The 14,947-nt window shown below is 60.6% G+C and carries 14 protein-coding genes; 7 read left to right on the forward strand and 7 right to left on the reverse strand.

Annotated features, from left to right (window positions below):
• Positions 1 to 12 precede the first annotated feature (12 nt).
• Both FQ746_RS05365 and FQ746_RS05370 read right to left on the reverse strand, forming a co-directional pair.
• Complete coding sequence (locus FQ746_RS05365; protein WP_144107883.1) at positions 13 to 615, reverse strand: sugar dehydrogenase complex small subunit; 603 nt, start codon at positions 613 to 615, stop codon at positions 13 to 15.
• A 196-nt stretch (positions 616 to 811) separates the two neighbouring features.
• Complete coding sequence (locus tag FQ746_RS05370) at positions 812 to 1,396, reverse strand: glutathione binding-like protein (protein ID WP_144107884.1); 585 nt, start codon at positions 1,394 to 1,396, stop codon at positions 812 to 814.
• Positions 1,397 to 1,493: 97 nt separating this feature from the next.
• Here FQ746_RS05370 and FQ746_RS05375 point away from each other — a divergent pair, with 97 nt between their 5' ends.
• Complete coding sequence (locus FQ746_RS05375; RefSeq protein WP_144107885.1) at positions 1,494 to 2,135, forward strand: DsbA family oxidoreductase; 642 nt, start codon at positions 1,494 to 1,496, stop codon at positions 2,133 to 2,135.
• 15 nt (positions 2,136 to 2,150) lie between these two features.
• Here FQ746_RS05375 and FQ746_RS05380 read toward each other — a convergent pair whose 3' ends face one another.
• From FQ746_RS05380 to FQ746_RS05400, 5 genes are all read right to left on the reverse strand, one after another.
• Positions 2,151 to 3,491 (reverse strand): type II toxin-antitoxin system HipA family toxin, encoded by a 1,341-nt coding sequence (locus FQ746_RS05380; protein ID WP_144107886.1) that lies wholly within the window; start codon positions 3,489 to 3,491, stop codon positions 2,151 to 2,153.
• 2 nt (positions 3,492 to 3,493) lie between these two features.
• On the reverse strand, positions 3,494 to 3,883 hold the full coding sequence (locus tag FQ746_RS05385) for a helix-turn-helix transcriptional regulator (protein WP_144107887.1): 390 nt from the start codon (positions 3,881 to 3,883) through the stop codon (positions 3,494 to 3,496).
• A gap of 103 nt (positions 3,884 to 3,986) precedes the next feature.
• Positions 3,987 to 4,949 carry a GlxA family transcriptional regulator gene (locus tag FQ746_RS05390; protein WP_144107888.1) on the reverse strand — a complete coding sequence of 321 codons (963 nt, stop codon included), beginning with the start codon at positions 4,947 to 4,949 and terminating at the stop codon, positions 3,987 to 3,989.
• Positions 4,950 to 5,057: 108 nt separating this feature from the next.
• Positions 5,058 to 5,954, reverse strand: a complete 897-nt coding sequence (locus FQ746_RS05395; protein ID WP_313955562.1) for a helix-turn-helix domain-containing protein — start codon at positions 5,952 to 5,954, stop codon at positions 5,058 to 5,060.
• Between the two features lie 240 nt (positions 5,955 to 6,194).
• Positions 6,195 to 6,428, reverse strand: coding sequence for a flagellar transcriptional regulator FlhD (locus FQ746_RS05400; RefSeq protein ID WP_144107890.1), 234 nt, complete (start codon positions 6,426 to 6,428; stop codon positions 6,195 to 6,197).
• A 241-nt stretch (positions 6,429 to 6,669) separates the two neighbouring features.
• Between FQ746_RS05400 and FQ746_RS05405 the strand changes: the two genes are divergently transcribed.
• From FQ746_RS05405 to FQ746_RS05430, 6 genes are all read left to right on the forward strand, one after another.
• Entirely contained in the window at positions 6,670 to 7,728 is a 1,059-nt protein-coding gene (locus FQ746_RS05405) for an acyltransferase family protein (protein ID WP_144107891.1), read from the forward strand.
• 5 nt (positions 7,729 to 7,733) lie between these two features.
• On the forward strand, positions 7,734 to 9,191 hold the full coding sequence (locus FQ746_RS05410) for a hypothetical protein (RefSeq protein WP_144107892.1): 1,458 nt from the start codon (positions 7,734 to 7,736) through the stop codon (positions 9,189 to 9,191).
• Positions 9,192 to 9,590: 399 nt separating this feature from the next.
• Positions 9,591 to 10,973, forward strand: coding sequence for an undecaprenyl-phosphate glucose phosphotransferase (locus tag FQ746_RS05415; RefSeq protein ID WP_144107893.1), 1,383 nt, complete (start codon positions 9,591 to 9,593; stop codon positions 10,971 to 10,973).
• A gap of 96 nt (positions 10,974 to 11,069) precedes the next feature.
• Positions 11,070 to 12,236, forward strand: a complete 1,167-nt coding sequence (locus FQ746_RS05420) for a polysaccharide biosynthesis/export family protein (RefSeq protein WP_144107934.1) — start codon at positions 11,070 to 11,072, stop codon at positions 12,234 to 12,236.
• Entirely contained in the window at positions 12,233 to 12,670 is a 438-nt protein-coding gene (locus FQ746_RS05425) for a low molecular weight protein-tyrosine-phosphatase (RefSeq protein WP_144107894.1), read from the forward strand. Before FQ746_RS05420 ends, FQ746_RS05425 begins: the two co-directional genes overlap by 4 nt.
• A gap of 15 nt (positions 12,671 to 12,685) precedes the next feature.
• Positions 12,686 to 14,911: a polysaccharide biosynthesis tyrosine autokinase gene (locus FQ746_RS05430; RefSeq protein ID WP_144107895.1), complete on the forward strand. Its 2,226-nt coding sequence runs from the start codon at positions 12,686 to 12,688 to the stop codon at positions 14,909 to 14,911.
• Positions 14,912 to 14,947 lie beyond the last annotated feature (36 nt).

A 14,947-nucleotide genomic window follows, 5' to 3' on the forward strand; every position in this document is an offset into this window, starting at 1 on the left:
GTTCAGGCTGGATCAGGAATGGGAGAGGCGGGGCGGTTGCGCCCAGTAGCCGGGGACGCCGCGCGCATAGCTCGGCATCACGATGACGTCGGCGACCGGCGGATACATCAGCGCCTGTTCGTAGGCCACCGTACGGGCTTTCGCGCCGGTGCCGACCACGCCGAGATACCAGGCAGGGACGATGCGCTTCGGGACGCCGGCAAGTGCGGGCTGGCTGCTGTTCAGCGCCGCCTGCAAAGCGTTGGCCGGCGTCTTCGAGCCGGCGACGAAGTCGTTGAGCTGCGCGACCAGCTGCGGAAATTGGGCATCGCCGTCGAGCAGACCCGCGAAGATCGCGTGGCCGATCTCGGCGTCGAGCGTGGTTTTGCCGGTCAGGTATTGGGAGAGCTGCATGAAGGCGGCGAAATCGGCGCCGCCGGCCGTCGCGCCGCTCGCCGCGCTGCTTGCAGCATTCTGCGCGGAGGCGCTTGCGAGGCCGGCCAGGCTGCCGTGGCGCGCAAGGCCCGTGATTCCCGTTACGCCGGCAACGACGACCACCGCGGAGCCGAAAATAAACTGTCGGCGTGACGGTATGAACGATGGTGGCGACTTGCCTTGCGGCCCGCTCTTTTTCATTTCGATTCTCTATGTATCGGGGAGCCCAACGCGACTGTCAGGGTTATCTTAACCAGTTAGTACACTTCCAAAGTCCGGCATTCTACTGTAAGCGGCGAATCGACGCATCTAACTGGACAGGCAAAGGACTTTCACGATTTTTGTGACAATGCACCGGCTGATGGGCGGCCGCAACCATGCCGCCCATCAGCCGGTTTCAATCGAGTCCTTCGTGTTCGAGTGCCAGTCGAACGGCCGGACGGGCGCGCATGCGCTCGGCGAATGCGTTGAGTGACGCGGGCACGTCCACGCCGAGCTTGTTCGCCCATAGCAGCATCGTGAAGAGATAGGCATCGGCGACGCTGACATCGGCGCCGAACAGGTAATCGCCCTTCAGCATGGTCCCGAGCAATTGCAGGCGCTGGGTGACTTTCTTGCGCGCGGCGGCGGTTTCGGCGTCGCCGCTCGTTCCAAAGACGCGGGCGAACTGTTTGTGGACTTCGGTCGAGATGAACGCGAGCATTTCGAGCAGGCGCAAGTCGCCCAGCTCGCCGGATGGCGCCAGCGACGGTTTTTGCCGGGCGACCCACGAGAGAATCGCGATGTTTTCGGTCAGAATCTGTCCGTCGTCCAGTTCCAGCACGGGCACGTAGCCTTTGGGATTGATCTCGGCGAACGCCTGCCCGGTTTCAGTCGTCTTCGCTTTCAGATCGACGCGCACGCGATCGAATGAAAGTCCTGCTTCATGTAATGCAATATGATCGCCAAGACTGCAGGCACCCGGTGAGTAATACAGTTTCATGATGTGAACTCCAGAAACGGTGAGCGTGAGTCTGTAAAGCAGCAAGGCCTATGCCGCCCGAAAGCGGCCTGCTCAACGCATTCTTATCAGGAAAGCTATGTCTCAAGCACTGACCATCGACTTTGTCTCCGATATCGCGTGTCCATGGTGCGCAATCGGTTTGTCTTCGCTTCAGCTTGCCCTCTCGCGCCTCGGCGACGAGGTCGACGCGAAGATCGTCATGCACCCGTTCGAACTGAATCCGCAGATGGATCCCGAAGGCGAGGCCATCGTCGATTATCTGGGCAAGAAGTATGGCCGCACGCCCGCGCAGATTGCCGAGACGCAGGCGATGATCCGGGAACGCGGCGAAAGCGTGGGCTTTACGTTCGGACCGCGCACATGGGTCTACAACACGTTCGACGCACATCGGTTATTGCATTGGGCCGGTCTCGAAGGTCGGCAATTACCGCTCAAGCTGGCGCTGTTACGCGCGTATCACGCCGAGGGCCGTGACCCGAGCGATCACGCGGTGCTGGTCGACGCCGCGCGCTCCGTCGGGCTCGACGCGGACAAGGCCGGCGAAGTGCTACGAAGCGGCGCCTATGCGGACGAGGTTCGTGAGGAGGAGAGTAAATATCAGTCGATGGGTATCCAGTCGGTGCCGTCGATCATCTTCAATGGCCGCTATCTGGTGAGTGGCGGACAGTCGGTGGAAGCGTTCGAACAGGCTATCCGGCAGGTGCTGGCCGAAGCATAAAAACGCGCTGCCAGCTCAGGCACCAGCCAGCCTGCGTCGCTGGCGCCGCATGCCGGTGAAAATCGCTTCGGCCACCTCCGAAGGGAAATCTCGTGGCAGCAAAGCGCTCGCCGCATCGATGGCGAGTTCCGTGCGTGCCGTGATCGTGGCGAGCAAGGTCTCCACTTCGTCGGCCGAGAAGCCGATGCGCCGACCTTGCGAAATCCAGTGGCGCCGCATGATTCCTTCAATGGCGTAGTGTGCGTTCTTGCCATGCACGGCCATCGCGAGTGTTGCCTTTTGCGGCGCGAGGCGATTGCGGCCTTTACCGATGATGGGGTGGGCGGACAGCACGTCGTATAGCGGCGTGGCGACGTAGTGGTTGCCCGGTTGGTGCGCGATGCTGAAATTCTTCGCATGGCCATCGGTCGCGGCCAGCATCCAGAAAATGATCTGGGTCGCAAGAAAGTTCAGTCGATCCTGAATGGCGAGCGCCGAGCCGGCCAGTACTTCGTTAACCCTGTCGATGCCCGGGCCACCGTCCGACTGATATTTTTTGCTCGCCGGAGTGCCGGTTGCCTGGCACATGTCTTCCTGAGGCAGGCGCAGGATCCAGCTACCGTCCTGCGACGGCCGGCGATCGAAACGTTCGACCACGAGCGCCTTCTGGTCCTGAAAACGGCCGATCTGACAACGCGCGATGGGCAAGCCATACGCCTCGATGATTTGCGCGCACAACCATTCGTTTTCGACCGAGGTGCCCATGTCGGCGCGCATATTGCCGACGAGGCCGAGCGGCAGCTTGAAGATATGGGTGGTGGGAGTGGCGCCGACCGGCAGATGCCATTGCCCTTCATGCCATAACAATGCGGTTTTCTCCTGCGCGCCCGCGATGGACAGGCGCAGGTCGCCGATATAACCCGTCTGACCCGTCTGACCCGGCAGGCGCGCGACGGTGGTATCGCGCAAAATACGCGCGATGTCCGCGTCCGCGAGCGGTTCGCCGCGAATCGTGCGCAGGTTCTCGGGGGTCTCGCCCTCGGCGAGCAACTGCAGCGCGCCGACGCAGTCGCGTCCCAACTCGGCGAGCAGTTCGAACGGCGACGTGTCGCCGACGTTGTAGCGACTCGCGATACGCCGGCGGATGGGTTCGCTATCGGGCAGCAGATTATCGAAATAGTATTGGACCAGCGTGCCCCGATGAGGCTGGTTACCGGGCAGGAACGGCAGCGACAGAGACAGCGGGCGTCCTTGCGGGTCGGCTACCCAGTCGTCGTGATACACGAGCCGCTCTCCTGCGGTCGAGTTGTCCCACGTGCCGACACGGATGCCGTTCATCCATAAAACGAGGCGTTTCGCGCCCGGGCGGCGAGCCATGCTTACCAGTCCTCCCGTTTGGTACGGGTTCGTTTGATGCGGGTGGTGTTGGCCGGCGGGCTGGACCTGCTCACCGCCTTCGGCGACTTGGTCGCCTTCGCCAGCACGGGACGACGACCGCCGGCCGGTTCGTTACTTTCGAGCGGCGCCTGCGCCAGCGCGGCCGCTTCCGTGGTGTCGGTGCTCACCAGCGTTAGCGTAACGGCCAGCGCACGCAATACCCTGAACAGACGGTCGACGCTGACCGCGGCCGGGTTGGCTTCCAGTTGAGCATAGGTCTGCTGCGTGACGCCGAGCCGGCTGGCCATGGCTGCCTGAGTGAGGCCCGCCGACTTGCGAAAGCCAAGCAGGATAGGGCGAAGCTGGTCGATAGTCTTGAGGGGATAGTCCACTGCGAATCTCCGGGGAACGGAAGAATAATACAGGTTTCAGACTGTAATTCAAAAATACAGTCTAAATGCTGTATTTAAAAAATACAATCTTTGGACTGTAAAACTATCTGGCGGGTGGCGTGGGTTCGCCAGAGCAAAGACTGCCGGGCGGCGTTTCCTTGCGCAGCCGGTAGTCGGTCGGCGTGGTGGCGAGATACTTTCTGAACAGCTTCGCGAGCTGGCCGCCGCTGCCGATGCCGCAGCGTCGCGCGATCTTGTCGATGGGCAGCCGCGACTCCACGAGCATCCGGCAGCTCAGATTCAGTCGTGCGCGCAACAGATAGTCCGATGGCGTCATGCCGATCTCGCTCTTGAAGCGGCGCAGGAAATTGCGCTCGCTCATGGCGGCGACCTGCGCGGCGGCGTCGATCGAAACAGGGCGGTCGACGTTCGCCTCGAGCCAGCGCGCGGAGGCGAGAATCTTCTCGCTGACCTGCGGGGTCGGGCTGTGCACGATCGACACGCCGAACGGCGAGGCCGTCTGCGGCGCGACCGAGTCGGCGACCTGACGGGCGAGCTCCGCGCCGAGGTCTTCCTCGATGATGCGCAGCGCGGTGGCCACGGCCGCCGGCGCATCGCTAAGCGACCAGCCGGCGCGACGCTCTTCGGTGTAGAGCAACGGACAATAGCGGCTCGGCAATCCCGCGGCCTTGAGCAGGTCGCGCCCTTCGGCGATCGGATGAACGATCTCGCTGAACGGGTGACGACGGCGCAGCCAGGTCGCGAGCCGGTCGTCGCGGCGCGCGTGCTGTACGCCGGACCCACCGGCGATGAACAGCAGATGCGTGTCGTTGGTGCCGCGATGCGACTCGACGCTATCGGTCCAGACGAACATCGACGACGAACTGGCAATCCGTCCACCGGCGGCCGACAGCAGCGAGACGTCGTAACGCGCGCGTCCGCCGCGTTGCGACGCGCTCAGCGCATTGGCCTTGTGGAATATCTCGATAAGCGCGGCGATTTTGGGCAGCGCAAAACCGTTGAAGAGTGCGATGTCGACACGCGAGCGTATCTGGTCCGATTCCATCTGATTTCTCCCGCAAGCATGTGCAAAGAAACGGCGATTGATGCAGCCGATTCTAGAAAGAAACCAAGATGACCGGTATGGATAAGGTGATGGCTTCCCAGCCGTCTTTCACGCCTGAATGCGGGCGTGACGGCCAATCTGTCTGCTGGCGCGGTACTCGGTCGGCGTGAGAGACAGATGCTTGCGGAAGAGTTTCGCGAGACGGCCGCCGCTCCCAATTCCGCAGCGGCGCGCAATCTTGTCGACCGGCAGATTCGTTTCGGCCAGAAGTTTGCAGATCATATCGAGCCGCACGTAAAGCAGGTAATCGGAAGGTGTCACGCCCATTTCAGCTTTGAACCGCCGCAGAAAATTACGTTCGCTCATCGTGGCCACTCGTGCGGCGGCATCCACCGAAATCGGATTCGCGCCATTCGCTTCGATCCATCGAGCCGAGGCGCGAATTTTCTCGCTGACGTGGCCGGCTGCGCTCGTGCCGACTATCGCGCTGAACTGGCTCTTCTCGCGCGGCGCGACCCAGTCGGCCACCTGCTGGGCTATCCCTGCACCGAGGTCGTTCTCGACGATCCGTAGAGCGCTCCGCAGCGGACTGCGCAGATGCGCGGCCGGCCGCACGGTCGACGCGGCTCGCGGGATGCCGCTATCCGCTGTGTCCGTCGTCTCGCTGCCGGCAATGCCAACCGCTTCCAGAAGAAGGCGACCTTCGGCAATCGCCTGCACGTTGCTGCTGACCGCACAGGTCTGTCGAAGCCACGCGACCAGACGATCGTCGCGAAACGCCTGCACCGCTCCCGCGCCGCCGCCGATATACAACGCATGAAAGTGCTCGGAACGCCGTCTTGACTCGACGCTTTCCGTCCAAACGAACACGGCGGAAGAGCTCGCAATCCGTCCACCCGCAGCCGATAGCAGCGACACTTCGTATTGCGCGCTGCCGCCTGTGTCGGATTCGCTTAGCGCATTCGCTGCCTGGAAGATTTCGATCAGAGCGGCGACGTCGGGCAATGCGAATCCATTGAACAGGGCGACACCAATTCGTTTTAATGGATTGGCGGAGGACAAGGACTGTGTGGGAGAGGCATGCTTGTGCTGCGTGTCGTAAGAAGACTCCATATGATTTCCCCGTATCGAGTGGCTGGCGCGGCTGTCTCCAGGTTGCACTTCAATGTTTCGAGGAATACTACAGAAGAGCGGGTGAGGTGCCGGTCACCTGGCCGAATGCGCCAATATGTTGGCTTTCCGTATTCACGCGCTGCCGGGAAGCTTGTCGAGGCGCAATTCGCAGACGAGACTCGTGGAGTCCGATAGCGCTTCCATTTCCGCGGGTGTCAGCGAAACCAGCGTCTTCGCGATCGGCTCGGAGATGCCGAGCATCTGTTTGCCGACATCACGGTCGTGCGCGAGCATACGCTGGGCGAGTAAGAGATAAGCCTTGTTGAACTCGAAGATCGCGGTTTCGATATCGGATTGTTCTGCCATGAATTGGTCTCCTCGATCCAGTCGGTAAATCATCAAGAATAAAGATCATCGCAGGTCGAATAATGACAAATGCGTGGCCTGATCCGCCATTTTCTTCGAGTAAGAAATTGCAGTCGGAATCGACTGGAAAAAAGCTGGAAGTCGCGCAAACAATGTGGCGGAATCGGCCAAACGATATGGCGGATCGACGAGATGGGCTTTGCTACCATCCATCGATCGAACAATCATCGAGATCCCACCTATGTTGTATTCGGTTCAGCTTTTGCGAGCCATCGCTGCGATTCTCGTGGTCATCTGTCATGCCACTCACAAGCAGGGGCAACTTTCCGGCATGGGCGGTAGTTGGGAATTCGGCGGCTCGGGTGTCGATCTGTTCTTTATCATTTCCGGCTTCATCATGTGTCATGTCACGATGCACCGGAACATCAGCGTCTACGAGTTTCTCAAGGCGCGAGTGCTTAGAATCATTCCACTGTACTGGCTACTTTCACTGGTCGCGCTCGCCGTGTACTGCGTTGCGCCGTCGCTGGTCAATAGCAGTGGCGGGACGACGAGCGTACTCGACTCTTTCATTCTATTTCCCACCGGTGACAAGTTTCTGATTCAGACAGGCTGGACGTTGACTTACGAGTTCTCGTTCTATCTGGTCTTCGCGGCATCGTTGAGCTTTGCCTGGCGCCGGCGTTTGCCATTCATCTGCGCAACGCTCTTTGCGATCGTGCTGGGTGGGTTTCTGTTCGAGCCGTCCAATCCAACGTTGAAATTCCTGACTTCGCCGTTGCTGCTCGAATTCGCCATGGGGATCGGTGCGTATCTCTATGTGTGCGCGGTAAGCGACGCGTCGCGACTGAATGTCCTGCTGATACTGATAGGTGCGGCGGCACTCACGTATGTTGCGTGGGTCAATCTGACCGAGTACCGTCAACTGGTTTATGGCGTGCCCTTCATGCTGATCTTCGCCGGCACGGTAAACGCGGAGCGCGCGGTCCGCAGGCTTTGCGCGGGTTTTGCCGGCAGAGTCGTCACGGCAATCGGCGCCGCTTCCTACTCGCTGTATCTGTCGCATCCGTTCGCACTGTCCGCTGCAAGCTTTCTCATCAAACGTTACGGCGTTCAGCACGATCCGCTCGTATCGATTGCCATCATGGTGACGACGGCGCTACTCACGGGCTACGCGTGTTTTGTGCTCGTCGAAGTCAATCTGAACCGGTGGGTAAAAAGCGCGTTCCGCAAACGCGACGACAAAGCGGCCGCCAGGTCGACCGATGCGCTCGAAACACGCGAAACAACCTGGAGATAGGCGTCATGTCGACGATCGAACACCGTAGCTCGCGACGTGCCTATTCGGGGAATCTGAAAGCCGTGGGCCTGACACTGGCTATCGGACTCTTTTCGGCGGTGGTCTTATCCGTCATTTACTCGCAACTCGCCCATGCGCTGACCATCATTCTGAATGGCATGTTGATCGCGACGACCCTCGCCATCTCGCCGCGTAACCAGACCGTACGCTGGTTCAGACTGTTTCTTCTGTTCTTCTTTGGCATCTTTCCGCTCTGGCAATTGCTGGTGGGCGACGAGATCTACCTCAAATTATTTCCGCAAGACAGCGCTCCCGTCGTCATGTGGTATTTGCTGAGCATTGCGGGAATTGCGCTGACCAAAGTCATCCTCGATTCGAACAGCGAGAAGCTGGCCGAGTGGTCCGCCCCTACCGATACGACTGCGAGAGCCAGTGGGTTTGCCTACCTGATGGCTGCGCTCTCGTTGTGCGCCCTCGTTTTCATGTACGCCAAACTCGGCGGCTATTCGCATGTGGTCCAACTTTACGATACTCGGGTCGAAAGCAACGGCACCGACTACGATCCGTTCAAGGGCCTGGGCGTCATCCAGGCGCTCGCCAATACTTCGCCATTGTGGGTGTTCGTTTGCCTCACGCTGCGCCGCCGCCGGAATACGCTGTCTACGGTGCTGGCCTTCGCGCAACTCGGGGCGCTCGGGTGGTTATCCGCGGGTGTAGCCGGCAGCCGGCAGGGCATCGTGTTCGTTCTGGTGTTTGCGTTATTCATCTACCACGGCTTCGTCAGACCGATTAGCGCCAGGAAGGCGCGCACGTTCGGGCTGGGCGTCGCACTCATCGGCATGCTGCTTATTCCGCTCAAACTCGGATTGGGGTACTCGGATCTCGCGAAACTGCCGCAACGCTTTGCGGAGCAGCGCGATCTCGATGTGAGCATGGGACCGTTGAGTGCTTTCCTGTTTCGCGATCTGTCGCGTTTCGACGTGCAGGCCGTGGCGATCAACGAAATCGAAAAGCCGAGTTATCAGCTGGCGATGGGCCGCAGTTTCGCAGGCGCGTTGGCGTCGATCGTCCCTACCGCGCTATGGCACGACAAACCGGATACCTTTGCCGAAGAGAAAAGCGACATCGTCAAGGCGCTCGAGCGCGGCACGATGGACAAGACCACGTTGCTCTTTGGCATGCCGGGAGAGTTCCTGGTGAACTTTGGTCTCGTGGGCTTCGTAGTCGCCTTTGCGATTCCCGTATGGCTGCTCGTTGCATTGAATCGAATTGGAAGCCGCTCGCGACGGTGGACTGCGCTAAGAGCGGTCGTCTGGCCGCTCCCGTTCCTGTTCTTTCTCTTCGATTCCAATGTGATTGTCTATTACGTCGTACGTTGGGTCCTGCTGTTCGGCGTACCCATGGCTTTTGCGCTGAAGTGGCCGGCGCGTTCCACGTCGACGCGTTCTGTCGGAACGCGGTGAGCTGGCAGGAATCCGCCATCGCTTCTTTGCCTGAATCCGCCAACGTCGTGTTCGTATCGGACGCAGAAAAATTGGCCGGACATGGCGCGAATATGATTCCTCCCAGCAGACGAAATCAATTTTCAAAAATGCCACGGACGGGTTAAACAGATTCAACCCTATTCGCGGCAAGGAATAGAAAAGACAACGGAATTAATAGAACGTTAGAAGTGGGCAGTATTTAGAAAGTATCCCTGTTTCCAATCATGCCGGTCGATGGCTCAGTGGAGAGGACCGCTCCACCGAATCGACCGGCTCGCCGAAGCCACGCCACTAGCTGGACCGCCACTCGATCGACCGCAGCAGAAGCCTGCGTGTCGATGGCGAGTTGGCGCGCCCACCGATTTCCTGGAGAGACCGATGAAGATCATGCTTGCGCGACTCTGCGATATCGCAATGGTCCTGGTCGGGACGATTATCGTCACGCGACTTTGCTTTGGCGACAGCGTTCCTAATCCCATTTTGCATGGCGTCTTTGTCGCAATGGTCGTTGCGATGGTGGTGATCTCATTCCCGCTATTCGGAATTTATCTGTCGTGGCGTGGACGGCCGCTCATCGCGCTGGTTTTGCGCCTGCTCACGGCGTGGGTATTTGTTCAGGCTCTGGCCTGGGCATTGGTCGTGTTGCTGGATGGCATGCACGCGCTCTCGGGCCAGTGGTTGATGCGCTGGACGGTACTCACCGCGATTCTGCTGGTGGCGACACGGTTGCTGGCGTACTCGCTGTTACAGCGTTTTCGTGTCGCGGGCCTCGACTTGCGACGGGTGGCGCTCGTCGGACATGGCGAGCACTTCGATCGCATAGCGCGTGACTTCGCCGGCAACAGCACCTCGGGCTTCGATCTGGTCGACGTGGTCGAACTGCAAGCCACGCATTCTCGTGAAGAGGGTTCGGCGGTTGGGCGCGACGTGGCGCAGTTGAGAAGCCTTCGCGACGCTGTCGAGCGCGACGGCATACAGGAAGTCTGGCTGGCCATTCCCATTACGGCGGAGGCGTCGTTGCAACGATGCGTCGAGACATTGCGCGACACGTTGATCGATCTGCGCTTTCTTCCGGACGTCAATGCATTGGGTTGGAACGAACACGGGGGCGTACTCGATCTGGTCGGCCTGCCGGCCATCAGTCTGTCGCCGCTCGCGCTCTCGCGCGACGCCATTACCGGCAAGGAAGTTTTCGATCGTCTTTTCGCTGCGTTCGCGTTGATCGCGTTAGCGCCGTTGATGCTCGGCATCGCAGTCTGTGTGAAGAGCTCGTCACCGGGACCGGTCTTCTTCAGGCAACGCCGCAAAGGTCTGAACGGGCGCACGTTTTCGATCTACAAGTTCAGAACCATGCGGGTTCATGCGCCCGAACAGGGTGTCGTCAGACAGGCGACCCGCGACGATCCGCGCATTACCCGCACCGGCCGTTTCCTGCGCCGCACGAGTCTCGACGAACTGCCGCAGTTCATCAACGTATTGCGCGGCGAGATGTCGGTAGTCGGACCGCGTCCTCACGCTATCGAGCACGACGAGCTTTATCGGCCACTCATCGACGGGTACATGGACCGTTACCGCATCAAGCCGGGCATTACCGGATGGGCCCAGGTGAACGGCCATCGGGGCGAAACGGAGCGGGTCGAGAAGATGGCCGCGCGCGTGGAATACGACTTGTATTACCTGAGTCATTGGTCGTTCGCGCTGGACTTGCGGATCGTATTCGCCACGATCCTGCGCGGGTTTATCGGCAAGCAGGCTTATTGAACGGAACGCGCGCCCAGTTCGATCAGCTTGCGAATCATGAGTCGTAAAGAGTTGGATATCACCAGAAGACCTGTTGCAAAAGGGGAATGTATGGCAATGCCAGTCAAGCCGGTTGCGTTTTTATCGAGCAATCGAATAGTTCGGGGAACCGTGTGCAGGATAGCGACGCTAGCGTTGCCGTTGCTGCTCACCGCATGCGCGGCCGCGCCGGGGATGAAAATGGCCAAGCCTGCCGGAGTCGCCGTTTCACACGATGCGCAAGGTACGGAGAACACCACGCCGGTACCCATCGTACCGATCGACGCGAGCCTGATTACGCAGCTACGCGCCGAGCGCAATAACGATCTCGGGCAGGCGGTTCGCGAGCTGTCGAGCCACGTGTCGCCGTACGTAGTGGGCGCGGGCGACGTATTGCAGATCACCGTTTGGGATCATCCGGAACTGGCGCTCGCACAGGGCGCACCCGGTCAGGCCGCAACGCGCGCTTCGGACCCGGTGCCGGGCTTCGTCATCGATCAGAGCGGCAATCTGCAGTTTCCTTATGTCGGCACCGTTCAGGCCGCCGGCAAGACGACTGAACAGATCCAGCATCTACTCGCCATCGGCCTGCAGAAAGCGTTCCTCAATCCGCAGGTCACGGTACGCATGGCGTCGTTCCGCGCGAAACAGATCTTCGTCGACGGCGAGGTGCATACGCCCGGTGCGCAACCGCTGAACGATATTCCGATGACCCTGTACGACGCGGTCAGCCGCGCCGGCGGCTTTGCGTCGACGGCGGATCAGAGTCATCTCGTGCTGGTGCGCAACGGCCGCTCCTATCCGCTCGACATGACATCGATGTTCAACGGCGGTTTCAACCCCGCACGAATCGTTTTGCGCGACGGCGACCTGTTGCGGGTGAAAGCGCGCGACGACAGCGGCGTCTATGTGATGGGTGAAGTGACGAAACCCGCCACCGCGTTGCCGATGCGCGATGGAACCCTCAGCCTGAGCGACGCGATCTCGCAGGCCGGCAGCATCAACAGCGCGACGGCCGACGCCGCCGAGGTGTACGTGATTCGCGACTCGCTGAGCACGCGGCCGCAGGTCTACCACCTCGACGCCAAATCGCCGGTGGCGATGGTGCTCGCCAATCAGTTCGAGCTGCAGGCGCACGACATCGTCTACGTCGACGGCAATGGACTGGTGCGTTTCAGCCGCGTGCTGAATCTGCTGTTGCCTGCGGTCAATGCCGCGCTATACGGAGCGATCGCCGGCAAATGATCAGAAATCTACTGGTGATCTGCGTGGGCAACATCTGCCGTAGTCCGATGGCGGAATGTCTGTTCCGTCGCGATCTGGATGGCGTGACGGTGACGTCCGCGGGACTGGATGCACTCGCGGGCCACGTCGCCGACCCACACGCGGTGACTGTCTGCGCGACTCACGGACTTTCGCTCGACACTCATCGTGCGCGCCAGGTCAACGCAGCGCTGGTCAGCGCGGCCGATCTCGTGCTGACGATGGAGGCCGCTCACAAATACGAGCTCGTGCGCCGGTATCCGTTCGCGTCCGGCAAGGTCTTCCGTCTTGGCGAGTTCGACGGTTTCGACGTGCCCGACCCCTACCGGCAACCCATCGCTCAATTCAACGACGCATTCGATCTGATCGAACGAGGCGCCGAATCCTGGACTTCGCGCATCAAGGCACTGGCTTAAAGAGACGTTAATCCGATGAGCAATAAACTCGATTTTGCAGTGAGCGAGCCGGTGGACGGGGATACCGACCTGATCCGGTACATGGACGTCCTGGTCGGCAGTCGCCGGCTGATTGCCGGCATTTGCGTGGGTGTGGTGCTGCTTGGCACCGCCTACGCGTTTCTGGCACGACCCAATTACGAAGCCAACATTCTGATTCAGGTGGAGGAAGACAATCCGACTAGCGCGAGTTCGCTGCTCGGCGATGTGTCGTCGTTATTCGACGTGAAGACGCAGGCCGAAGGCGAAGTCGAGATTCTGCAATCGCGGGCCGTTGTCGATCGTGCGGTTCAGGACCTGCGTCTGTATATCGACGCGACCCCACGCTATTTTCCGCTGATCGGCCGTTTTATTGCCGGTGCGGCGACCTCGCTCTCCCATCCGGGGCTGCTGGGTGTGGGCGGATTTTGCTGGGGTGCCGAATCGATCGATGTCGACCAGTTCGACGTGCCGTCTGCACTGGAGTCCAAACGCTTCAAGCTGACCTTGCTGGACCATGGACGCTTTCGAGTCACGCAATCCGATCTCGATGCGCCGATAGAAGGCGTGATCGGCCAGCCGCTCGTAGCCGATCAAAGCGTCGGGCAAATCCGCCTGCTGGTGACCCATATCAGCGGTAATCCCGGAGCGGCATTCACGCTCACGCGCAATTCCAGACTGCTCACCCTCGAAGCGCTGCAGAAGAAACTCACGGTCGAACAGAAGGGCAAGCAGAGCGACATCATCACCGCGACGCTGCGTGGCCACGATCCGCAACAGACCTCGGCCATTCTGAACGCCGTGGGCGCTGCATATGTCGCGCAGAACATCAAGCGCAAAGCGGCCGAAGCGGACAAGTCCGCGGCCTTCCTGGAAGGACTGCTGCCGGGGCTGAAGCACGACCTCGAAAACGCCGAGAAACGCTACAACGCCTACCGCAATACGCAGGGTACGTTCGACGTCGGGCTCGAAGCGCAAACGCTGCTGCAGGAGTCGGTTGCATGGCAGACGAGTTTGCTGACCCTGCAACAGAAGCGTGCCGAACTGGTCAGCAGCTTTTCGGTCGACCATCCGTCCGTGCGTGCCATCGATCAGCAGATCGCCGCCATGCAGGGCAGGCTGAATAGCGTGGACGGTCGCATCAAGTTACTGCCGAATCTGCAGCAGGGCGCCGTCACGTTGATGCGCGATGTTCAGGTGAATACCGACGTGTACCTCGGTGCGCTCAACAATCTGCAGCAACTCAAGCTGGTGGCAGCGGGCAAGGTCGGCAACGTGCGCCAGGTGGACGACGCGCGCGTGCCCGAAGAGCCGGTTCAGCCGAAGAAGCCACTCGTGATCGGACTCGCGTTGATCGGCGGTCTGATGCTGGGTATCGGCGCCGCTTTTGCGCGGGAGCAGTTCTATGGCGGTCTGACCGATGTGCAGGATATCGAGCGCTACGCGGGACTCAACGTGTACGGAACGATTCCGTACTCGAGCGCGCAGAAACTGCTGGACGACGGCAGCGGGTCGGTCGCGAGAAACGCGTCGCTGCTTGCCGTCGCCGACCCAGCCGAACCGTCGATCGAAAGTCTGCGCAGCCTGCGCACAGCGTTGCGCTTTGCAATGCTCGATGCGCCGAATAACCGCTTGCTGTTGACGGGGCCCGGACCGGGTGTCGGCAAGTCGTTCGTCGCATCGAACCTGGCGGCGGTCATGGCTGGCTCCGGTATGCGCGTGCTGCTGATCGATGCCGACATGCGCCGTGGCCATCTGAACCGCTACTTCGGCATCGCCCGCGGCAAGGGCCTCTCCAATCTGCTGGCCGCAGAGGCCGAACTCGACGACGTGATCCACCGCGAGGTCGCCGCGGGACTCGACCTGATCACCACCGGCAGCATTCCCCCGAACGCGGCTGAGTTGCTGATGAGCGACGGCATGAACAGGTTGATGGAACGGGTGAGCGAACGCTACGACCTGGTCGTGATCGATGCGCCACCGGTGCTGGCGGTCGCGGACGCAGGCATCGTCGCCGGCAATGCGGGCACCACGTTCCTGATCGCGCGTTTCCAGCGCACGGTGATCGGCGAACTGACCGAAAGCGCCCGGCAACTGCAGCGCGCGAATGCGTCGCTAAAAGGCGTGATCTTCAACGCCGTCGATGCACGGGCCTTTGGCTACCGCTCCAAATACGGCTCGTACCGATACGTGCAGTACCGCTACGACAAGGCCTCGCGATGAATGCGCGCTGGCGTGTCGCCCAGCAGATGCCGTCGA

The organism is Paraburkholderia sp. BCC1886 (assembly GCF_900996245.1).
GTDB lineage: Bacteria > Pseudomonadota > Gammaproteobacteria > Burkholderiales > Burkholderiaceae > Paraburkholderia.